The following is a 22,594-nucleotide window of genomic DNA, read 5'->3' as shown; positions in this document are numbered from 1 at the left end:
AGAATCGCAATGGCCAGGCGCCCGCCGGCAGAGGGAGATGATTCTCATTGTTTGGTGGGATAAGTCTGGCAAATTGTGTACTTCAGTGTCATATGACACAAATGGGTGATGGTAAGGAGTTTATAGTGAAAAAGTGGTTGTGTGCCGCAGGCCTCGGTTTAGCAATGGCTGCTTCAGCTGGCGTTCAGGCAGCAGATAAGATCGCTGTCGTTAACGTCTCCAGCATTTTCCAACAGCTGCCGGCCCGCGAAGCGGTCGCTAAACAGCTGGAAAACGAGTTTAAAGGCCGTGCAAGCGAACTCCAGAACATGGAACGTAGCCTGCAGACCAAAATGCAACGTCTGCAGCGTGACGGCGCTACCATGAAAGCCAGCGACCGCAGCAAGTTGGAAAAAGACGTGATGGCGCAGCGCGAGCAGTTCTCTCAGAAAGCCCAGGCTTTCGAGCAGGACAACCGTCGTCGCCAGATGGAAGAGCGTAACAAGATCCTGAGCCGCATTCAGGACGCGGTGAAATCTGTCGCGAGCAAAGGCGGTTATGACGTGGTGATCGACGCCAACGCCGTTGCCTATGCAGACTCTTCCAAAGATATCACTGCTGACGTGCTGAAACAGGTTAAATAACACATGCTTTCAATTCGACTGGCTGATTTAGCGCAGCAGTTGGATGCACAATTGCACGGTGATGGCGATCTCGTCATCACCGGCATTGCTTCTATGCATTCGGCACAGCCTGGCCAAATCACGTTTTTGTCAAACAGCCGCTATCAAGAGCAGCTGTCTTCCTGCCAGGCAAGCGCCGTGGTGCTTACCGAAGCGGATTTACCACACTGCCGTGCTGCGGCGCTGGTGGTTAAGAACCCTTACCTGACCTATGCGCGCATGGCGCAGCTGATGGACACCACGCCGTCGCCGGCTCAGGATATCGCGCCAAGCGCGGTGATCTCGCCTGAAGCGCAGCTGGGGCAGAATGTCGCCATTGGGGCGAACGCGGTGATCGAGTCGGGTGCGGTGCTTGGCGATAACGTGGTTATCGGCCCGGGCTGCTTCATCGGCAAACACGCACGCATCGGCGCGGGAACGCGTCTGTGGGCGAACGTAACGATTTATCATGCGGTCGAAATCGGCCAGCGCTGCCTGATTCAGTCGGGCACCGTGATCGGCGCAGACGGTTTCGGCTATGCGAATGAGCGCGGCGAGTGGATCAAGATCCCTCAGTTGGGCACGGTGATTATCGGCGATCGCGTCGAAATCGGCGCTTGCACCACCATTGACCGCGGCGCTTTGGATAACACCCAAATCGGGAATGGTGTTATCATCGACAACCAATGCCAGATTGCACATAACGTCGTGATTGGCGACAATACCGCCGTCGCCGGCGGTGTGATCATGGCCGGCAGCCTGAAAATCGGCCGCTACTGCCAGATTGGCGGCGCCAGCGTGATCAACGGTCACATGGAAATTGCCGACAAGGTTGTTGTTACCGGAATGGGAATGGTTATGCGACCAATCACCGAACCTGGGGTATACTCTTCGGGCATTCCGTTGCAGCCTAACAAGGTTTGGCGTAAAACCGCTGCGTTGGTAATGAATATCGATGAGATCAGCAAGCGCTTGAAAGCTGTCGAACGTAAAGTCGGAAAAGACTAGTCATTGCCGCCCGCTCTCGCGGGTACAAAACGAAACGCGTTGGTCGTGAGACCAAAAGCGCAAAGAGATGTTAATTTGCGGCCTGCATGATGATCTCCTTTTGGGGTCAGCGCAGGCCGTGTTGTTGATGCCATCAGTTTTTAGAGACAGGAAGAGTATTTTGACTACTGACACTCATACTCTGGATATTGCAGAAATTTTGGATCTGCTTCCTCACCGTTACCCGTTCTTGCTGGTCGACCGCGTCCTCGAGTTTGAAGAGCACAAATATCTGCGTGCGGTGAAGAACGTATCGGTGAATGAACCGTTTTTCCAGGGCCACTTCCCTGGCAAACCGATTTTCCCAGGCGTATTGATCCTGGAAGCCATGGCGCAGGCCACCGGCATCCTGGCGTTTAAAAGCGTCGGCAAACTGGAACCGGGCGAGCTGTATTACTTCGCCGGTATCGATGAAGCTCGCTTCAAGCGCCCTGTGGTGCCAGGCGATCAGATGGTCATGGAAGTCACCTTCGAGAAAACTCGCCGCGGTCTGACTCGCTTCAAAGGCGTGGCGACCGTTGACGGTAAAATTGTCTGCGAAGCAACCATGATGTGTGCCCGCAGCCGGGAGGCTTAATCCGTGATTGACCAAACCGCCTTTATCCATCCTAGCGCGATAGTCGAAGAAGGCGCCGTGATTGGCGCCGGCGTGCATATCGGCCCTTTCTGCTACGTCGGCTCCCAGGTGGAAATCGGCGCCGGCACGGTGCTGAAATCCCACGTGGTGGTGAACGGCATTACCAAGATTGGCCGCGATAACCAGATTTATCAGTTCGCCTCTATCGGCGAAGTGAATCAGGATCTGAAATACGCGGGCGAGCCGACGCGTGTGGAAGTGGGCGATCGCAATCGCATCCGCGAAAGCGTCACCATCCACCGCGGCACCGCGCAGGGCACCGGCCTGACCAAAGTGGGCAACGATAACCTGCTGATGGTCAACGTGCACGTCGCCCACGACTGCGTGGTCGGCAACGCTTGCGTGCTGGCCAACAACGCCACGCTGGCGGGGCATGTGGAAATCGACGATCACGCCATCATCGGCGGCATGACGGCGATCCATCAGTTCTGCATTATCGGCGCGCATGTGATGGTAGGCGGTTGTTCCGGTGTCGCTCAGGACGTGCCTCCGTTCGTCATCGCTCAGGGCAACCACGCTACGCCGTTCGGCGTCAACGCGGTCGGCCTCAAGCGCCGCGGTTTTGACAAGGATGAAATGCAGGCGATCCGCAACGCCTACAAAATCCTGTATCGCAGCGAAAAAACGCTGGATGAAGCGAAAGCGGAAATCGAAGCCCTGGCCAAAGAGCAGCCGGTGGTGCAGCAGTACCTCGATTTCTTCACCCGTTCTACCCGTGGCATCATTCGCTGAGTTATGTCGAATCGTCCATTGACTATCGGATTGGTCGCCGGAGAAACCTCCGGTGACATTCTCGGCGCCGGTTTGATCCGTGCGCTCAAGGCGCAGATCCCTGACGCGCGTTTCGTTGGCGTCGCCGGCCCGCTGATGCAGGCCGAAGGGTGCGAGGCCTGGTACGAAATGGAAGAGCTGGCGGTAATGGGCGTGGTGGAGGTGCTCGAGCGCTTGCCACGCCTGTTGAAGATCCGCAAGGATCTCACCCGCCGCTTCGGTGAGCTGCGGCCGGACGTGTTTGTCGGCATCGACGCGCCGGACTTCAACATCACGCTGGAAGGCCGCCTCAAGCAGCGCGGCATTCGCACCATCCACTATGTCAGCCCTTCCGTGTGGGCCTGGCGACAAAAGCGCGTTTTCAAAATAGGCAAAGCCACCGATTTGGTGCTGGCCTTTCTCCCTTTCGAAAAAGCGTTTTACGATCGTTTCAACGTCCCCTGCCGGTTTATCGGTCACACCATGGCGGACGCTATGCCGCTGCAGCCCGATCGGTTGGCGGCGCGCGCTCAGCTTGGCATCGCTCCGCAGGCGCGCTGTTTGGCCTTGTTGCCGGGCAGCCGCGGCGCCGAAGTCGAGATGCTGAGCGCCGACTTCCTCAAAACCGCGCAGCTGCTGCGTACGCGTTATCCCGAGCTGGAAGTGGTGGTGCCGCTGGTCAACGCCAAACGGCGTGAGCAGTTTGAGCGCATCAAGGCCGAAGTGGCGCCGGATCTGACCGTACACCTGCTGAATGGGCAGGGGCGTGAAGCGATGATCGCCAGCGACGCGGCGCTGCTGGCATCCGGCACGGCGGCGCTGGAATGCATGCTGGCCAAGTGCCCGATGGTCGTGGGCTATCGCATGAAGCCGTTCACTTTCTGGTTGGCGCAGAAGCTGGTGAAAACGCCTTATGTCTCGCTGCCGAATCTGCTGGCGGGGCGGGAGATCGTCACCGAACTGCTGCAGCATGACTGCGTCCCGGACAAACTGGCTGCCGCCGTGATGCCGCTGCTGGAAGAGAGCCCGGAAACCGACGCGCTGAAACAGACTTTCCTTACCTTGCACCAAAGCATCCGTTGCGGTGCGGACGAACAGGCCGCTCAGGCTGTGTTGGAGCTGGCGAAAGCATGATTGAACCCTTTATCTATCCCACTGCCACGCTGATTGCCGGTGTGGACGAAGTGGGCCGCGGCCCGTTGGTCGGCGCGGTGGTCACCGCCGCCGTGATCCTCGATCCGGCGCGGCCGATCGTCGGGCTGGCGGACTCCAAAAAGCTCAGTGAAAAACGCCGGCTGGCGCTGTATGACGAAATCGTCGCCAAAGCGCTCTCCTGGAGCCTGGGGCGCGCCGAACCGGCGGAAATCGACCAGCTGAACATTTTGCACGCCACCATGTTGGCGATGCAGCGCGCGGTGGCCGGGTTGCATATCGCGCCGGACATGGTTTTAATCGACGGTAACCGTTGCCCGAGCTTGCCGATGCGTTCGCAGGCGGTGGTGAAGGGCGACAGCCGCGTGGCGGAGATCAGCGCGGCGTCCATTCTGGCGAAGGTCACGCGCGATCGCGAAATGGCCGAGCTGGACAGCGAGTTCCCGGACTACGGTTTCGCGCAGCATAAAGGCTACCCGACCGCCTTCCACCTGGAGCGGCTGGCCGCGCTGGGCGCCACCGAGCATCATCGCCGCAGCTTCGCGCCGGTGAAAAGGGCGCTCGCGCTGTAGCCTGCGAGCCTGACCGGCTCGACGATAGCATTAACCCGGGCTCAGCACGCTGAGCCCCTTCAATCAGGTATCTGGAGATGGCCGAACCTCGTTTTATTCACCTGCGCGTCCACAGTGACTACTCCATGATTGATGGATTGGCCAAGACGGCGCCGCTGGTGAAAAGAGCCGCCGCGTTAGCCATGCCTGCTCTGGCAATCACCGATTTCACCAACCTGTGCGGGCTGGTGAAGTTCTACGGCAGCGCGCACGGCGCCGGGATCAAACCGATCATCGGCGCGGATTTCCATGTGCAAAGCGAAGTCTTGGGCGACGAACTCGCTCAACTGACGGTGCTGGCCAGCAACAACGAAGGCTACCAGAACCTGACGCTGCTGATTTCCCGCGCCTATCAGCGCGGCTACGGCGCCGCCGGCCCGATCATCGATCGCGACTGGCTGATTGAACATCGCGAAGGGCTGATCCTGCTCTCCGGCGCGCGTCAGGGCGACGTCGGCAAGTTCCTGCTGCGCGGCAACCAGGCGCAGGTGGATCAGTGTCTGGATTTCTACCAGCAATATTTCCCCGACTGCTACTACCTGGAGTTGATCCGCACCGGCCGCCCGGATGAAGAGAACTATCTGCATGCGGCGGTGGCGCTGGCCACCGAGCGCGGTTTGCCGGTGGTGGCCACCAACGACGTGCGTTTCCTGGTGGAAGATGACTTCGACGCTCATGAGATCCGCGTCGCCATCCACGACGGCTTTACGCTGGACGATCCCAAGCGGCCGCGCAACTACAGCCCGCAACAATACATGCGCAGCGAAGACGAGATGTGCGAGCTGTTCGCCGACATCCCGGAAGCGCTGCTGAACAGCGTCGAAATCGCCAAACGCTGTAACGTCACCATTCGCCTCGGCGAGTACTTCCTGCCGCAGTTCCCGACCGGCGATATGAGTACCGAGGACTTCCTGGTACTCAAATCGAAAGAGGGGCTGGAAGAGCGCCTCGAGTTCCTGTTCCCCGATCCTGAAGTGCGCGCGCAGCGCCGCCCGGAATACGACGAGCGTCTGGACGTCGAGCTGAAAGTGATCAACCAGATGGGGTTCCCCGGCTACTTCCTGATCGTGATGGAATTTATCCAGTGGTCGAAGGACAACAACGTGCCGGTGGGCCCAGGGCGTGGCTCCGGCGCCGGTTCGCTGGTGGCCTATGCGTTGAAAATCACCGACCTCGATCCGCTGGAATTCGACCTGCTGTTCGAACGCTTCCTGAACCCGGAACGTGTCTCGATGCCCGACTTCGACGTCGACTTCTGCATGGAGAAACGTGACCAGGTAATCGAGCACGTGGCGGAGATGTACGGCCGCGAAGCGGTATCGCAGATCATCACCTTCGGCACCATGGCGGCGAAAGCGGTTATCCGCGACGTAGGCCGCGTGTTGGGGCACCCGTACGGGTTCGTCGATCGCATCTCCAAACTGGTGCCGCCGGATCCGGGCATGACGCTGGAGAAAGCCTTCGCCGCCGAACCGCAGCTGCCGGAGATTTACGAGGCCGACGAAGAGGTCAAAGCGCTGATCGACATGGCGCGCAAGCTGGAAGGGGTGACGCGCAACGCCGGTAAACACGCCGGTGGCGTGGTGATCGCGCCGACCAAGATCACCGACTTCGCGCCGCTGTACTGCGATGCCGAAGGGAACCACCCGGTGACCCAGTTCGACAAGAACGACGTGGAATACGCCGGGCTGGTGAAGTTCGACTTCCTCGGTCTGCGCACCCTGACCATCATCGACTGGGCGCTGGAGATGATCAACGCCCGGCGCGCCAAGACCGGGCTGGAACCGATCGACATCGCCGCCATCCCGCTCGACGACAAGAAAAGCTTCGACATGCTGCAGCGTTCGGAAACCACGGCGGTGTTCCAGCTTGAATCGCGCGGCATGAAAGATTTGATCAAACGTCTGAAGCCCGACTGCTTCGAAGACATGATCGCACTGGTGGCGCTGTTCCGTCCGGGGCCGCTGCAGTCGGGCATGGTGGATAACTTCATCGACCGCAAACACGGCCGCGAAGAGATCTCCTACCCGGACATTCAGTGGCAGCATGAGTCGCTCAAGCCGGTGCTGGAGCCGACCTACGGCATCATCCTGTATCAGGAACAGGTGATGCAGATTGCCCAGGTGCTGGCCGGCTATACGCTGGGCGGCGCGGACATGCTGCGCCGTGCGATGGGTAAAAAGAACCCGGTCGAAATGGCCAAGCAGCGCGGCGGCTTTGAAGACGGCGCCAAAGCGCGCGGCATCGACGGCGAACTGTCGGTGAAAATCTTCGACCTGGTGGAGAAATTCGCCGGTTATGGCTTCAACAAATCGCACTCCGCCGCCTACGCGCTGGTGTCGTACCAGACGCTGTGGCTGAAGGCGCACTATCCGGCCGAGTTTATGGCGGCGGTGATGACCGCCGATATGGACAACACCGACAAAGTGGTGGGTCTGGTGGACGAATGCTGGCGCATGGGGCTGAAGATCCTGCCGCCGGACATCAACAGCGGCCTGTATCACTTCCACGTCAACGACGACGGCGAGATCGTTTACGGCATCGGCGCCATCAAGGGCGTGGGGGAAGGGCCGATCGAAGCCATTATCGAAGCGCGCAACAGCGGCGAGCAAGGTTATTTCAAAGACCTGTTCGATCTCTGCGCGCGCTCCGACATCAAGAAACTGAACCGCCGCATTCTGGAAAAACTGATCATGTCCGGGGCGTTCGATCGCCTTGGGCCACACCGCGCCGCGCTGATGAATTCGCTCGGCGACGCGTTGAAAGCGGCGGATCAGCATGCGAAAGCCGAAGCTATCGGCCAGGTGGACATGTTTGGCGTGCTGGCGGAAGCGCCGGAGCAGGTGGAGCAATCCTACGCCAACATCGCGCCCTGGCCGGAGCAGGTGGTGTTGGACGGTGAACGGGAAACGCTGGGGCTGTACCTGACCGGCCACCCGATCACCCAATACCTCAAGGAGATCGAACGTTACGCCGGTGGCCAGCGTTTGAAAGACATGCACCCGACGGATCGGGGCAAAATGACCACCGCCGTCGGGTTGGTGGTCGCCGCGCGGGTGATGGTGACCAAGCGCGGCAACCGCATCGGCATCTGTACGCTGGATGACCGTTCGGGCCGTCTGGAAGTGATGCTATTCACCGAAGCGTTAGAAAAATACCAGCATTTGTTGGAAAAAGACCGTATCCTTATCGCCAGTGGACAGGTCAGCTTTGATGACTTTAGCGGCGGGCTTAAAATGATGGCCCGCGAGGTAATGGACATCAGTGAAGCCCGGGAAAAATACGCTCGCGGGCTTGCTATCTCGCTGACTGACAGGCAAATTGATGACCAGCTTTTGAACCGTCTCCGTCAGTCGTTGGAACCCCATCGCTCGGGGACGATTCCAGTGCATCTCTACTATCAACGGGAAGATGCGCGAGCCAAGCTGCGTTTTGGCGCAACCTGGCGCGTGACGCCCACCGACCGCTTGTTGATCGACTTGCGGACGTTGGTAGGCAATGAGCAGGTGGACTTGGAATTTGACTAAAATAGGAATGCTATGAGTCTGAATTTTCTTGATTTTGAACAGCCGATTGCAGAGCTGGAAGCGAAAATTGACTCGCTGACTGCAGTCAGCCGTCAAGACGAAAAATTAGATATTAATCTGGACGAAGAGGTTCAGCGCCTGCGTGAAAAGAGCGTTGAGCTGACGCGCAAGATTTTTGCCGATCTTGGGGCCTGGCAGATTGCCCAATTGGCACGCCACCCGCGCCGTCCTTATACCCTGGATTATATCAAACACATCTTTACCGACTTCGAAGAGTTGGCGGGCGATCGCGCTTACGCCGACGACAAAGCGATCGTCGGGGGGATTGCGCGCCTGGATGGCCGCCCGGTGATGATCATCGGGCACCAGAAAGGCCGTGAGACCAAAGAGAAGATCCGCCGCAACTTCGGCATGCCGGCGCCGGAAGGCTACCGCAAGGCGCTGCGCCTGATGGAAATGGCCGCCCGCTTCAAAATGCCGATCATCACCTTTATCGATACCCCGGGCGCTTATCCGGGCGTGGGCGCGGAAGAACGCGGCCAGTCGGAAGCCATCGCGCGCAACCTGCGTGAGATGTCGCGTCTGAACGTACCGGTCATCTGCACCGTCATCGGTGAAGGCGGCTCGGGCGGCGCGCTGGCGATCGGCGTGGGCGACAAGGTGAACATGCTGCAGTACAGCACCTACTCGGTGATTTCGCCGGAAGGCTGCGCCTCCATCCTGTGGAAGAGCGCCGACAAGGCGCCGCTGGCCGCGGAAGCGATGGGCATCACCGCGCCGCGTCTGAAAGAGCTGAAGCTGATCGACTCGGTGATCCCGGAGCCGCTGGGTTCCGCGCACCGCGACGTGCCGGCGATGGCCGCCGCGTTGAAAGCGCAGCTGCTGGCCGATCTGAAAGATCTGGATGGCCTGAACGACGAAGAGTTGCTCAACCGCCGTTACCAGCGTCTGATGAACTACGGCTACTGCTGAGTTGCGATCTTCACGGTAATAAACCGCCTTCGGGCGGTTTTTTTTTGGCTACACACCGCCGGATTTTCGTGGTGTTATAGAGACTTGGCCGTTAACTGACAGGAGCTGCCGATGAATATCATCGCCATCATGGGCCCGACGGGCGTCTACTACAAAGATGAGCCGATCCGCGAGCTCCACGCGGCGCTGGGCGCGATGGGATTCCAGCTGGTATACCCCAAAAACAGCGGTGACCTGCTGAAGCTGATCGAAGCCAATGCCCGCATCTGCGGCGTGATCTTCGACTGGGACGATTACAGCCTGGAGCTGTGCAGCGAGATCAACGAGCTGAACGAATACCTGCCGCTGTACGCCTTTATCAATACCCACTCCACCTTCGACGTCAGCCTGCATGAAATGCGCATGGTGCTCTATTTCTTCGAGTATGGCCTGAATGCGGCGGACGATATCGCGCAGCGCATCCAGCAATACACGGCGGAATACATCGACACCATTACGCCGCCGCTGACCAAGGCGCTGTTCAACTACGTGCGCGAAGGAAAGTACACCTTTTGCACGCCGGGCCACATGGCCGGCACCGCGTTCCAGAAAAGCCCGGTGGGCTGCCTGTTCTATGACTTCTTCGGCGCCAATACCCTGAAGGCCGACATCTCGATTTCGGTCACCGAGCTCGGGTCGCTGCTGGATCACACCGGCCCGCATCTGGAAGCCGAAGAGTACATCGCACGCACCTTCAATGCCGAGCAGAGCTATCTGGTCACCAACGGCACCTCCACCGCCAACAAGATCGTCGGCATGTATTCAGCGCCGGCGGGCAGCACGGTGCTGATCGACCGCAACTGCCACAAATCGCTGTGCCACCTGCTGATGATGAGCGATATCGTCCCGATCTATCTGCGCCCGCTGCGCAACGCCTACGGCATCCTCGGCGGCATTCCGCAGCGCGAGTTTACCCGCGCCAGCATCGCCGCCCGGGTGCAGGAGACCCCGAACGCCACCTGGCCGGTGCATGCGGTGATCACCAATTCCACCTATGACGGCCTGCTGTACAACACCGACTACATCAAGCAGACGCTGGAGGTGCCGTCGATCCACTTCGACTCCGCCTGGGTGCCTTACACCAACTTCCACCCGATTTACGACGGCAAGAGCGGCATGAGCGGCGATCGGGTGCCCGGCAAGGTTTTCTACGAAACCCAATCCACCCACAAGCTGCTGGCGGCCTTCTCGCAAGCCTCGATGATTCATATCAAGGGCGACTACGACGAGAGCACCTTCAACGAAGCCTACATGATGCACACCACCACTTCGCCGCACTACGGCATCGTGGCGTCGATGGAGACCGCCGCCGCCATGCTGCGCGGCAATCCGGGGCGCCGCTTGATCAACCGTTCGGTGGAGCGCGCGCTGCATTTTCGCCGTGAAGTGCAGCGGCTGCGCGAGGAAAGCGACAGCTGGTTCTTCGATATCTGGCAGCCGGAAGAGATCGATGAAGCGCAGTGCTGGCCGCTGGATCCGGACGATAACTGGCACGGTTTCGGCCAGACCGATCGCGATCATATGTATCTCGATCCGATCAAGGTGACGATCCTGACGCCGGGCATGAATGAACTGGGGGCGCTGGAGGAAGAGGGGATCCCGGCGGCGCTGGTGGCGAAGTACCTCGACGAGCGCGGCATCGTGGTGGAGAAGACCGGGCCGTACAACCTGCTGTTCCTGTTCAGCATCGGCATCGATAAAACCAAGGCGATGAGCCTGCTGCGCGGCCTGACCGACTTCAAGCGCGCCTACGATCTCAACCTGCGGGTGAAGAACATGCTGCCGGATCTGTACGCCGAGGATCCGGATTTCTATCGCCATATGCGCATCCAGGATCTGGCCGCCGGCATTCATCGCCTGATCTGCCAACACGATCTGCCGCGCCTGATGCAGCGGGCGTTTGACGTGCTGCCGGAAATGAAGCTGACGCCGCACCAGATGTTCCAGGAGCAGGTGCGCGGCAATGTGGAAACCTGCGAGCTGGATCAGTTGGTGGGCAAGGTGGCGGCCAATATGATCCTGCCTTATCCGCCGGGCGTGCCGCTGGTGATGCCGGGGGAAATGATCACCGAAGAGAGCCGGGCGGTGCTCGATTTCCTGCTGATGCTGTGCTCGATCGGCGAGCGCTATCCCGGTTTTGAAACCGATATCCACGGCGCCAAGCTGACGGAAGACGGACGCTATCTGGTGAAGGTGCTGAAGGCCCCGCAGCCATAAGGCCATAATGCGCCCGGCGGTTTGGAAAGATGCGCCGGGCTTCCTCATTGACGGCCTCATCGCCGCCGGATACCGTGCACCATCAGAATGAACAGGAGAGGGTTTCTATGCTGGCATTACGTCAGGTGCATCACATCGCGATCATTGGCGCGGACTACACCGCCAGTAAGCATTTCTATTGCGACATTCTCGGCTTTACCCTGCTGAGTGAAGTTTACCGCGAGGAGCGTGACTCCTGGAAAGCGGATCTGGCGCTCAACGGGCAATACACCCTCGAGCTGTTTTCTTTCCCTTCGCCGCCGGCCCGCGTCAGCCGCCCGGAGGCTTGCGGCCTGCGCCATCTGGCGTTCAGCGTTGACGATATAGACCAAGCCATCGCCCATCTGCAGGCGGCCGGCGTCGCCTGCGAACCGGTACGCGTCGATCCTTATACTCAATCTCGTTTTACCTTTTTCAGCGATCCCGATGGTTTACCGTTAGAATTATACGAGAGTTAACGGCTTAATCGCCTCCCGGCGGCCACAGCCGGGGGCGATTATGCTATGATCGCGCCCTTGCCCCACATGCCTACAGAGTTATTTCCGCCATGCAAGAGCCTGCTTTTCGCGTCGGGGAGTGGCTGGTTACCCCTGCCGACAATACCATCAGCCGTGACGGCCGCCAGAAAACGCTGGAACCGCGCCTGATCGACATGCTGTGCTATTTCGCCCGGCACCCCGATGTGGTGTTGAGCCGCGACGAGCTGATCGATAGCGTTTGGAAGCGCAATATCGTCACTAATCACGTGGTGACCCAATGCATTTCAGAACTGCGCAAATACCTGAAAGACGGCGACAGCGACAGTCCGGAATACATTATCACCGTGCCTAAGCGCGGGTATAAGTTGGCGGCTTCGGTGATCTGGTGTGAAGACGGGGAGTCGCAGCCCGCCCCTGCGCCGGCGCCGCAGATTGCGGTGATCATGCATGAGCCGGAAGACGGCAGCGATGATGAAGACGATACGCCGTACGTGCCGCCGAGCCGGACCCGAACGCCGGTTGCCGCGCCCGGCGAAAAGCAGCCGCGCTTTTATCGCCGCTCGACGTTCTGGGTGTGGCTGGCGTTTCTGGCGGCGCTCAGCGTCTGCGTGGCGTTTGTCGGCATCGCCACGCTGTCGCAACGCGTGCCGGTATCGACCATGCCGGTGCTGCTTAACCCGCGCGACATCGATATCCGCATCCAGGGCGGCGAGAGCTGCAGCAACTGGATGCCGCAGCTCTCCTATGTGGTGGGCGTCAGCGAGCTGATCACCGATTCGCTCAACACCTACTCGACCTTCCTGGTGCACGACCAAACCAATTACAACTATTCCGGCCCCAGCAACTCCGGCAAGTCGCTGTATATCGAGTTCGTCAATCAGCGCCACTACCGCGCCCAGCAGTGTTTCCTGTCCGTGCGGCTGGTGGATAACGCCGACAGCTCAATCATGTTGGACAAGCGTTACTTCATTACCGCCGATAACCAGCTGAAGATCCAAAGCGACTTCCTCGCCAGCCTGTCCGCCGCGCTGAAACAGCCCTGGCCGCCGCAGCTGGAACAGCGTCTGGCGCAGCTGCTGCCGGACAACGGGCCGCTGCTGCAGCGCTTCTACCAGGCGCATCAATTGTTGATCCATGGCGACGCCGATTCGTTGACTCGCGCCAGCGCGCAGCTGAGCGAGCTGATTAAAAGCGCGCCTAATTTCCACTACCTGCTGGCGGAAAAAGCGCTGGTGGATGTGCTGCGCAACTCTTATCAACCGTTCGACAGCCAGGGGCTGGCGCAATTGCGCGCCGATATCAGCCATCTGGCGACGATCCCCGAATTGAAAAATACGCCGATCGTGCAGCAAGTTCTGGCGGTTGATGCGCTGGCGCAGGGACGCATTGACGATGCGCACCGGGCGATCGAGCTGGGGATTGAGTTGCAAATGTCGTGGCTGAATTATGTGCTGCTGGGCAAAGTGTATGAAATGCAGGGGCAGAATCATTTGGCGGCGGATTCTTATATTACCGCGTTCAACCTGCGCCCCGGTGAAGATACCTTGCATTGGATCACCAATGGCGTATTCCAGACGTCATTGACCAACGTGGTGCCTTATTTAAATAACTATCAGCGCCAATAATTCACCAGAACCACGCCGCCATTATTCTCAGGGAATTCCGGCGGCGTTATTTATTGGTGAAGACATGTTGCGCCATTGTGTTATTTTGCTGCGCAATATCGTTCCTTTTCTGCCGTTTGTTATTCGTGATTAACCTGGTTATTATCCTGTTTTTTAACGATGTTTATCTTTTCTTTAGCTTACCTTTTTATCTTGATGTGTTAATCAAAAACCTCAGATTATCATTTGTATGATCATGAGCGTAATCTCACTTTATCTTTAGGACTTTATTTCTGCCGATGGTTAGCATCCTGACTATCAAGCCGGCTCATTAAAATCTTTTATTTATGGGTGTGGCTTATAAGAAACGTAAATCAGGAGAAACTGACCATGGCTTCACCCAAGAAAATAGGGCTTATTGCCTGCACCGGCGTAGTCGCCGGTAATATGATGGGGAGCGGGATTGCCTTATTGCCCGCCAACCTGGCGAGTCTCGGATCCATCGCCATTTGGGGATGGGTGATCTCGATTATCGGGGCGATGTCGCTGGCCTACGTGTACGCCCGCCTCGCGACCAAAAACCCGCAGCAGGGCGGCCCTATCGCCTACGCCGGTGAAATTTCCCCGGCGTTCGGCTTCCAGACCGGCGTGCTTTATTACCATGCCAACTGGATCGGCAACCTGGCCATCGGCATTACCGCCGTTTCTTATCTCTCCACCTTCTTCCCGGCGTTGAACAACCCGGTGCCTGCCGGCATCGCCTGTATCGCCATCGTGTGGATCTTCACCTTCGTCAACATGCTGGGCGGGACCTGGGTCAGCCGCTTGACCACCCTGGGCCTGGTGCTGGTGCTGATCCCGGTGATCGTAACCGCCACCCTCGGCTGGCACTGGTTTGACGCCGCCACCTACCAGGCTAACTGGAATACCTCCGGCACCACCGACAGCCATGCGGTCATCAAAAGTATTCTGCTGTGCCTGTGGGCGTTCATCGGCGTGGAATCCGCGGCGGTCAGCACCGGCATGGTGAAAAACCCGAAACGCACCGTGCCGCTGGCGACCATGCTTGGCACCGGCCTGGCGGGCATCATCTACATCGCCGCCACCCAAGTGATCAGCGGCATGTTCCCGGCGTCTGAAATGGCCGCCAGCGGCGCGCCGTTCGCCATCAGCGCCTCGGCGATTATGGGCAACTGGGCGGCACCGATGGTTTCCGCGTTCACCGCCTTTGCCTGCCTGACCTCGCTCGGGTCATGGATGATGCTGGTCGGCCAGGCCGGGGTGCGCGCCGCCAACGACGGCAACTTCCCGAAAGTGTACGGCGAGCTGGATAAAAACGGCATTCCGAAAAAAGGCCTGCTGCTCGCGAGCTGCAAAATGACCGCGCTGATGGTGCTGATCACCCTGATGAGCTCCGCCGGCGGCAAGGCTTCCGATCTGTTCGGCGAGCTGACCGGCATCGCGGTGCTGCTGACCATGCTGCCTTACTTCTACTCCTGCGTAGACCTGATTCGCTTCGAAGGGGTCAACGTGCGCAACCTGCTGAGCCTGATCGCTTCGGTGTGCGGCTGCGGCTTCTGCTTCATCGCGCTGATGGGCGCCAACTCTTTCGAACTGTCCGGCACCTTTATCATCAGCCTGATTATCCTGATGTTCTACGCCCGGAAAATGAATACCCGCCAGGCTGCCAATGCAGCGGCGGTCGATGAAAACACCACGGCCAAAGCGCACTGATTCGCGTCCGCTGACCGACTGAATTTACCCAGCCCCTTTCTTTCCGACCTGTCAGCCGCGACGGGAAGGGGCTTGCTTTGCCAGGAGAAATGCATATGAACGTTATCGCCATCATGAATCACATGGGTGTCTACTTCAAAGAAGAGCCTATCCGTGAACTGCATCAGGCGCTGGAAAGTCTGGATTTCCGCATCGTTTACCCTAACGATCGCGAAGACCTGCTGAAACTGATCGAGAACAACGCCCGTCTGTGCGGGGTGATCTTCGACTGGGACAAATACAATCTGGAGCTGTGCGAAGAGATCAGCCAGCTGAACGAATACATGCCGCTGTACGCATTCGCCAACACCTATTCCACGTTGGACGTCAGCCTGAACGATCTGCGCATGCAGGTGCGCTTCTTCGAGTATGCGCTCGGCGCGGCAACCGACATCGCCGCCAAGATCAAACAGAACACCGACGAGTATATCGACACCATCCTGCCGCCGTTGACCAAGGCGCTGTTCAAATACGTGCGCGAAGGCAAATACACTTTCTGTACGCCGGGCCACATGGGCGGCACCGCGTTCCAGAAAAGCCCGGTGGGCAGCCTGTTCTACGATTTCTTCGGCCCGAACACCATGAAGTCGGATATTTCGATTTCGGTGTCCGAACTGGGATCGTTGCTGGATCACTCCGGCCCGCACAAAGAGGCGGAAGAGTACATTTCCCGCGTGTTCAACGCAGAACGCAGCTACATGGTGACCAACGGCACCTCCACCGCCAACAAGATCGTCGGCATGTATTCGGCGCCGGCGGGCAGCACGGTGCTGATTGACCGTAACTGCCACAAATCGCTGACTCACCTGATGATGATGAGCGACATCACGCCGATCTACTTCCGCCCGACCCGCAATGCCTACGGCATCCTCGGCGGCATTCCGCAGAGCGAGTTCCAGCGCGCCACCATCGCCAAACGCGTGAAGGAGACCCCGAACGCCACCTGGCCGGTGCATGCGGTGATCACTAATTCCACCTATGACGGCCTGCTGTACAACACCGACTTTATCAAGAACACTCTGGACGTGAAGTCGATCCATTTCGACTCCGCCTGGGTGCCTTACACCAACTTCCATCCGATCTATAAAGGCAAGTGCGGCATGAGCGGCGGCCGCGTGGAGGGCAAGGTGATCTACGAAACCCAGTCCACCCACAAACTGCTGGCGGCCTTCTCGCAGGCTTCGATGATTCATGTGAAGGGCGATATCAACGAAGAGACCTTCAACGAAGCCTACATGATGCACACCACCACTTCGCCGCACTACGGCATCGTGGCGTCGACCGAAACCGCCGCGGCGATGATGAAAGGCAACGCCGGCAAGCGCCTGATCAACGGCTCTATCGAGCGCGCGATCAAGTTCCGCAAAGAGATCAAACGCCTGAAAGTCGAGTCCGACGGCTGGTTCTTCGACGTCTGGCAGCCGGAGCATATCGATGAGCCGGAATGCTGGCCGCTGCGCTCCGACAGCGCCTGGCACGGTTTCAAGAACATCGACAACGAACACATGTATCTGGACCCGATCAAGGTCACTATCCTGACCCCGGGGATGAGCAAGGAAGGCGAGATGCAGCCGTTCGGCATCCCGGCCAGCATCGTGGCGAAATACCTCGACGAACGCGGCATCATCGTCGAGAAAACCGGGCCTTACAACCTGCTGTTCCTGTTCAGCATCGGCATCGATAAAACCAAGGCGCTCAGCCTGCTGCGCGCGATGACCGACTTCAAACGCTCGTTCGACCTGAACCTGCGGGTGAAAAACATGCTGCCTTCGCTGTATCAGGAAGCGCCTGATTTCTATGAAAACATGCGCATTCAGGATCTGGCGCAGAACATTCACCGCCTGGTGGAGCAACACAACTTGCCAGACCTGATGTACCGCGCGTTCGAAGTGCTGCCAACCATGGTGATGAATCCGTACCAGGCGTTCCAGAAAGAGCTGCACGGCGAAGTGGAAGAGGTCTATCTGGAAGAGATGGTCGGTAAGGTCAACGCCAACATGATCCTCCCATACCCGCCGGGCGTGCCGCTGGTGATGCCGGGCGAGATGCTGACCGAAGAGAGCCGGCCGGTGCTGGAGTTCCTGCAGATGCTGTGCGAAATCGGCGCGCATTATCCGGGCTTTGAAACCGACATTCACGGCGCCTATCGCCAGGCGGACGGACGTTATCGGGTGAAAGTGCTGAAGGCGAAATAACCGCAGCCAATAAGAGGGGAGGCGCTCGCGCTTCCCCTTTGTCGTTCACCGACTGATGGGAGACCACCATGAAAACACCCTCACAGCCGCGCGCAATCTACTATGTCGTAGCGATACAAATTTGGGAATATTTCAGCTTTTACGGCATGCGTGCGTTATTGATCCTCTATCTGACCCACCAACTCGGCTATACCGACAGCCACGCCATCGATCTCTACAGCGCTTACGCTTCGTTAGTTTACGTCACTCCTATTCTTGGCGGCTGGCTCGCCGACCGCCTGCTGGGCAACCGCGTCGCGGTGATCGCCGGCGCGGCGCTGATGACCCTGGGGCATATCGTGCTCGGCCTGAGCGCGGTCTCCGCCCAGTCGCTCTATCTGGCGCTGGCGATCATCATCTGCGGCTACGGCCTGTTCAAATCCAATATCAGCTGCCTGCTGGGCGAACTGTATCCGGCGCAGGACTCGCGCCGCGAAGGGGGCTTCTCGCTGCTGTACGCCGCCGGCAACGTCGGATCTATTCTGGCGCCGATCGCCTGCGGGCTGGCGGCCGAGCGCTATGGCTGGCACGTCGGCTTTGCGTTGGCCGGGATCGGCATGTTCGCCGGCCTGGTGATTTTTCTGCTGGGCGGACGCCATTTCCGCCATACGCGCGGCGTGAATGCACCGCTGATGCGCGCCAGGAGCCTGGGCCTGCCGCACTGGGGATGGCTGCTGGCGGCGCTGCTGGCGTCGCCGCTGTTCTTCACGCTGCTGTTTGAACGCGACTGGGCCGGCTATTTGCTCGGGTTGGTGTGCGTGGCGGCGGTGGCGCTGGTGGCGCGCATTATGCTGCGCGCGGACGCCGGCCAGCGCCGGGGGCTGTGGCAGATCATCGTACTGATGCTGCTGGGCACGCTGTTCTGGGCTTTTGCCCAGCAGGGCGGCAGCTCCATCAGCCTGTTTATCGATCATTTCGTTGACCGGCGCTGGTTTGGCTGGACGGTGCCGACCGCGCTGTTCCAGTCGGTTAACGCCTGCGCGGTGATGCTGGGTGGCGTGGCGCTGGCCTGGCTGGCGAGCGGCGATGGCGATCGCACGCTGCGCATCTGGTGCAAGTTCGCCTTCGGTCTGCTGTTGATCGGCGTCGGCTTTACGCTGATGGCGCTCAATACGCGGCTGCACGGGCCGGGATCGATGGGGCTGATGATCGCCGGTTTGGCGGTGATGGGCTTTGCCGAACTGTTTATCGATCCGGTGGCGATGGCGCAGATCACCCGGCTGAATATCCCCGGCGCCACCGGCGTGTTGACCGGCATCTATATGTTGGCGACCGGTTCGATCGCCAACTATCTGGCGGGCATTATCGCCAATCAGACCGCCGAGGATCACATCGAAGGGGCGGCGATGCAGGCGTATGGCCGCATTTTCGCCCAGATCGGCTGGGGAGCGGCCGGATGTGCGCTGGCGGTGATCGCGGTGCTGGGCGGCTGGTGGCTGCTGACGCGACGCCAGGCCCGGACGGTTAATGCTTGATTGATGGCGGTAGGCGGGGTTAACGTGCAGCTATGTAGAAGTGACAAAGCCTACCGATGGATACTGATCAATTAACGACGCAGGTGGCGGACCAGCTGGGCGCGCAGCAGCGGCTGCTGGTGGCGTTCAGCGGCGGCCTGGATTCCAGCGTGCTGCTGCATCTGCTGGCGGCGTTGCGCCGCCAACGTCCGGCGCTGCAGCTACGTGCGCTGCACGTGCACCATGGCCTGAGCGCCTTTGCCGACCGTTGGGTTGAGCATTGCCGCAGCCGGTGTGCCGAGTGGCGGATCCCGCTGACGGTGACGCACGTGCAGGTGGATGCCCGCCAGGGCGGCATCGAAGCGGCGGCGCGTGCGGCGCGCTATGCCGCTTTCAGCGCAGCATTGGCGGAGGGCGAAGCGCTGCTCACCGCCCAACACCTTGACGATCAAAGCGAAACCTTCCTGTTGGCGCTCAAGCGCGGCAGCGGGCCGGCGGGATTGTCGGCGATGGCGGCGCGCGCCACGCTGGGCGAGCACCTGCTGTTGCGGCCGCTGCTGGGCTGCTCGCGTCAAACGCTGGAAAATTACGCGCAACGCCACGCCTTAACCTGGATAGACGACGACAGCAATCAGGACACGCGCTTCGATCGCAATTTCCTGCGGTTGCAGGTGTTGCCGCAGCTCAATCAACGTTGGCCGCACTTCGCTTCGGCGGTGGCGCGCAGCGCCAGCCTGTGCGCCGAACAGGAACAATTGTTGGACGAGCTGCTGGCGGAACCGCTGCAAAGCCTGTTGGCGGCGGATCGCTCATTGGCGATCGACGGTTTGACGGCCTGTTCGCCGGTGCGGCGCTTCGCTCTGTTGCGGCGCTGGATCGCATTGTTCAACGTTACCATGCCGGCGCGTGAGCAGTTGCAGCGTCTGTGGGATGAGGTGGCGCTCAGCCGGGAAGATGCCGAACCGCAGCTGCAGCTCGGCGCCTATCAGATCCGCCGCTTCCGAGGCCGATTGCACCTGTTGCCGCCGCTGGCGGCACTGCGCGATGTGCATCTGCCCTGGCAGCCTGACCTGCCGCTGACGTTGCCGGACGGGCTGGGGCAGTTGGTTGCCGGGGAGGGCGATCTGGCGCTGCGCGCGCCGCTGCCATCGCAGCAGATTAGCATTCGTTTCGGCGGCGTGCAGGGCGCGGTGCGCATCGCGGGGCGCGCCCATTCGCGGCCGATAAAAAAACTGTGGCAGGAGCTGGGTATCCCTCCCTGGCAGCGTGAACGTATCCCGTTGATTTATTATGATGAGCAGCTGATCGCCGCGCTGGGCGTATTCGTCTGTGAGGCGGGGCAGGTGCCGGAATGCGAATGCCCGTGGCGGCTGCGCTGGGAAAAAAATCATAATCGTGAGGAGCAATGATGAAGTTTGTGGAAATCGCGCTGTTGGCCGCCGGCCTGTTCAGCCTGCCGGCGTTGGCGGCGGGGGATGCGGCCGCCGGTCAGGCCAAAGCCGCCGCGTGCGCGGCCTGCCACGGCGCGCAGGGCAAGGTGACGGTGCCGATGTACCCGAATCTGGCCGGGCAGAACGCCATGTACCTGCAGCACGCGTTGCAGGCCTACAAGAAAGGGGAACGCAACGGCGGCCAGGCCGAGGTGATGAAAGCCTATGTGTCGGGATTGTCGGATGACGATATCGCCGATCTGGCGGCTTATTACGCCAGCCTGAAGCCCTAAATGACGAGGGCAGCCGTTGGGCTGCCCTGTTGGGATGGGGTTACCGCTGCTCAGTCCGACAGACTGACGACCACGGTACCGATTTCCGGATGACTGAAACTGCTGATATGGTCCAGACGCAGGTCGCGCTGCTGGCCGTTCTGTTCGATGGTCAGATACTCAACGCGTTTCTTTTGCAGCAGGTCGATCGCCTTGGCCTCGATCACTTCTCCGTCGCGTAACTCCAGCTTCAGAATAAGTTTATGCTGACAGGCGAGTTCCAGGTTGTCGTAGTCATCGCAATTGATGGGTTGGTACTCATCATTCATCAACATAGTCGCTCACCAATAAGTTAGCGGCGGCAAAGGCCGCCTGTTCCCTAACGGAGGACGGTAGCGCGTGGTTCGCTGCGACATCGTCCAATGCCTTTAACGCACAAGCCAGCGCATCAGGCACGTAGCCAAGATCTCCACTGCCAATCTCGGCGTAAGTACGGCGTACTAACTCACAGTATTGTTGCACAGTTTCCTCCCTTAAGAACCTCTGCATCATCAAGACTACTATCGCGATGAGGCGCAGACTCTCGGAGTTTTATCCTATCCTAGACGACTATAGCACAGCTGTTATGGAGTTATCAGCACCCCGGCACGCCTTTCGCACTGCCGCAGCCTGGCCGCGCTGGCGGGGTTTGGCCCTGATCAAGTACACTGTCGCCGGATAATAACGAGGTCACCCATGGCGCTGAAAGCAACCATTTATAAAGCCGCGGTCAATATTGCTGATATGGATCGTCACTTCTACCACGACGCCACGCTGACGCTGGCGCAACACCCGTCCGAAAATGAGCAACGCATGATGCTGCGCCTGTTGGCCTGGATCTGCCACGCCGACGAGCGGCTGGTGTTCACCAAAGGGCTGAGCGCCGACGACGAGCCGGAGATCTGGCAGCGCAACGACCACAACGGGCTGGAAATGTGGATCGAGATGGGATTGCCCGACGAGAAACGCATCCGCAAGGCCTGCAACCAGTCGCCGCGCGTGGTCTTGTACGCTTACGGCGAGCGCGCCGCGCACGTTTGGTGGCAGGCGATGCAGGGAAAAGTGGCCGGCTACAAGAACCTGAGCGTGCGCTTCCTCGATGACGAACAGCTGGCGCGCCTGACGGCGCTGGCCAGCCGCACCATGACGCTGCAGGCAACGCTGCAGGAGGGAACTATTTGGCTGTCTGATGCTCAGAATAGTCTGGAAATCCAGTTTGCCGAGTGGCAGCAGGCACAGGTGTGACCGGTGCTGGAACTGTCAAGAAACGTAGCCATACCGGATAATGAGCTGGAATTGACGGCGATCCGCGCGCAGGGCGCGGGTGGCCAGCACGTGAACAAAACCTCAACGGCGATCCATTTGCGCTTTGACATCCGGGCATCCAGCCTGCCAGAGTATTATAAGGAAAGGCTGCTGGCGCTGAATCATCATCTCATTACCGCTGATGGCGTAGTGATTATCAAGGCGCAAGAGTATCGCAGTCAGGAATTGAATCGCGAAGCGGCGTTGGCCAGATTGGTCGCGCTGATTCAGCAGGCGATGGTGGTGGAAAAAACGCGCAAGGCGACCAAGCCGACCAAAGGGGCAAAATTGCGCCGTTTGGAAGGCAAGGCGCGTAAGGGCGCCACCAAGGCGCTGCGTGGCAAGGTTCGCACTTAGGAATACATGAACACA

20 protein-coding genes are annotated in these 22,594 nt (G+C 59.5%); 18 read left to right on the top strand and 2 right to left on the bottom strand.

Going from position 1 to position 22,594, the window contains the following annotated elements; all coding sequences use genetic code 11:
- Positions 1-125 precede the first annotated feature (125 nt).
- From skp to ACP3TA_RS00590, 16 genes are all read left to right on the top strand, one after another.
- Positions 126-623, top strand: coding sequence for a molecular chaperone Skp (gene skp / locus ACP3TA_RS00665; RefSeq protein WP_004931958.1), 498 nt, complete (start codon positions 126-128; stop codon positions 621-623).
- A 3-nt stretch (positions 624-626) separates the two neighbouring features.
- Entirely contained in the window at positions 627-1,649 is a 1,023-nt protein-coding gene (lpxD, locus tag ACP3TA_RS00660) for a UDP-3-O-(3-hydroxymyristoyl)glucosamine N-acyltransferase (protein ID WP_025304030.1), read from the top strand.
- Between the two features lie 160 nt (positions 1,650-1,809).
- A complete protein-coding gene (fabZ, locus tag ACP3TA_RS00655; protein WP_004931962.1) occupies positions 1,810-2,265 on the top strand; it encodes a 3-hydroxyacyl-ACP dehydratase FabZ in 456 nt (151 codons plus the stop codon).
- 3 nt (positions 2,266-2,268) lie between these two features.
- Positions 2,269-3,057 carry an acyl-ACP--UDP-N-acetylglucosamine O-acyltransferase gene (gene lpxA / locus ACP3TA_RS00650; protein WP_033644878.1) on the top strand — a complete coding sequence of 263 codons (789 nt, stop codon included), beginning with the start codon at positions 2,269-2,271 and terminating at the stop codon, positions 3,055-3,057.
- Between the two features lie 3 nt (positions 3,058-3,060).
- Complete coding sequence (gene lpxB, locus ACP3TA_RS00645) at positions 3,061-4,209, top strand: lipid-A-disaccharide synthase (RefSeq protein WP_004931967.1); 1,149 nt, start codon at positions 3,061-3,063, stop codon at positions 4,207-4,209.
- The gene (gene rnhB, locus ACP3TA_RS00640; RefSeq protein WP_060660314.1) at positions 4,206-4,799 is read left to right on the top strand and encodes a ribonuclease HII; all 594 of its coding nucleotides are present in this window, start codon (positions 4,206-4,208) and stop codon (positions 4,797-4,799) included. The genes lpxB and rnhB overlap by 4 nt, the downstream gene beginning before the upstream one ends.
- 77 nt (positions 4,800-4,876) lie before the next feature.
- Positions 4,877-8,365, top strand: coding sequence for a DNA polymerase III subunit alpha (gene dnaE / locus ACP3TA_RS00635; RefSeq protein ID WP_033652500.1), 3,489 nt, complete (start codon positions 4,877-4,879; stop codon positions 8,363-8,365).
- 12 nt (positions 8,366-8,377) lie between these two features.
- Complete coding sequence (gene accA / locus ACP3TA_RS00630) at positions 8,378-9,337, top strand: acetyl-CoA carboxylase carboxyl transferase subunit alpha (RefSeq protein WP_004931972.1); 960 nt, start codon at positions 8,378-8,380, stop codon at positions 9,335-9,337.
- Positions 9,338-9,448: 111 nt separating this feature from the next.
- Complete coding sequence (locus ACP3TA_RS00625) at positions 9,449-11,593, top strand: lysine decarboxylase LdcC (protein WP_042785262.1); 2,145 nt, start codon at positions 9,449-9,451, stop codon at positions 11,591-11,593.
- 107 nt (positions 11,594-11,700) lie between these two features.
- Complete coding sequence (locus ACP3TA_RS00620) at positions 11,701-12,090, top strand: VOC family protein (protein ID WP_033644884.1); 390 nt, start codon at positions 11,701-11,703, stop codon at positions 12,088-12,090.
- 89 nt (positions 12,091-12,179) lie between these two features.
- Entirely contained in the window at positions 12,180-13,736 is a 1,557-nt protein-coding gene (cadC, locus tag ACP3TA_RS00615) for a lysine decarboxylation/transport transcriptional activator CadC (RefSeq protein WP_033644885.1), read from the top strand.
- Between the two features lie 369 nt (positions 13,737-14,105).
- Positions 14,106-15,449, top strand: coding sequence for a cadaverine/lysine antiporter (gene cadB / locus ACP3TA_RS00610; protein WP_033644886.1), 1,344 nt, complete (start codon positions 14,106-14,108; stop codon positions 15,447-15,449).
- Between the two features lie 95 nt (positions 15,450-15,544).
- Positions 15,545-17,683: a lysine decarboxylase CadA gene (cadA, locus tag ACP3TA_RS00605; RefSeq protein ID WP_033635725.1), complete on the top strand. Its 2,139-nt coding sequence runs from the start codon at positions 15,545-15,547 to the stop codon at positions 17,681-17,683.
- Positions 17,684-17,751: 68 nt separating this feature from the next.
- Positions 17,752-19,197 carry a dipeptide permease DtpD gene (dtpD, locus tag ACP3TA_RS00600; protein ID WP_089197371.1) on the top strand — a complete coding sequence of 482 codons (1,446 nt, stop codon included), beginning with the start codon at positions 17,752-17,754 and terminating at the stop codon, positions 19,195-19,197.
- Positions 19,198-19,253: 56 nt separating this feature from the next.
- On the top strand, positions 19,254-20,585 hold the full coding sequence (tilS, locus tag ACP3TA_RS00595) for a tRNA lysidine(34) synthetase TilS (protein ID WP_089197370.1): 1,332 nt from the start codon (positions 19,254-19,256) through the stop codon (positions 20,583-20,585).
- The gene (locus ACP3TA_RS00590) at positions 20,585-20,899 is read left to right on the top strand and encodes a c-type cytochrome (protein WP_025304017.1); all 315 of its coding nucleotides are present in this window, start codon (positions 20,585-20,587) and stop codon (positions 20,897-20,899) included. Before tilS ends, ACP3TA_RS00590 begins: the two co-directional genes overlap by 1 nt.
- 50 nt (positions 20,900-20,949) lie before the next feature.
- Here the strand turns inward: ACP3TA_RS00590 and rof are convergent, their stop codons facing one another.
- Together rof and ACP3TA_RS00580 are read right to left on the bottom strand one after the other, a co-directional pair.
- Complete coding sequence (gene rof / locus ACP3TA_RS00585) at positions 20,950-21,213, bottom strand: Rho-binding antiterminator (RefSeq protein ID WP_004931991.1); 264 nt, start codon at positions 21,211-21,213, stop codon at positions 20,950-20,952.
- Positions 21,200-21,400, bottom strand: coding sequence for a YaeP family protein (locus ACP3TA_RS00580; RefSeq protein WP_033652508.1), 201 nt, complete (start codon positions 21,398-21,400; stop codon positions 21,200-21,202). Before ACP3TA_RS00580 ends, rof begins: the two co-directional genes overlap by 14 nt.
- 213 nt (positions 21,401-21,613) lie before the next feature.
- Between ACP3TA_RS00580 and ACP3TA_RS00575 the strand changes: the two genes are divergently transcribed.
- Together ACP3TA_RS00575 and arfB are read left to right on the top strand one after the other, a co-directional pair.
- Entirely contained in the window at positions 21,614-22,162 is a 549-nt protein-coding gene (locus ACP3TA_RS00575; RefSeq protein WP_033644891.1) for a YaeQ family protein, read from the top strand.
- Between the two features lie 3 nt (positions 22,163-22,165).
- On the top strand, positions 22,166-22,579 hold the full coding sequence (gene arfB / locus ACP3TA_RS00570) for an alternative ribosome rescue aminoacyl-tRNA hydrolase ArfB (protein ID WP_060660319.1): 414 nt from the start codon (positions 22,166-22,168) through the stop codon (positions 22,577-22,579).
- Positions 22,580-22,594: the final 15 nt, after the last annotated feature.

It is taken from the genome of Serratia sp. 2C06, from assembly GCF_050037615.1.
Lineage (GTDB): Bacteria > Pseudomonadota > Gammaproteobacteria > Enterobacterales > Enterobacteriaceae > Serratia > Serratia ureilytica.
The sequence above is the reverse complement of the archived record's forward strand: the minus strand, read 5'-3'. Positions and strand labels throughout refer to the sequence as shown.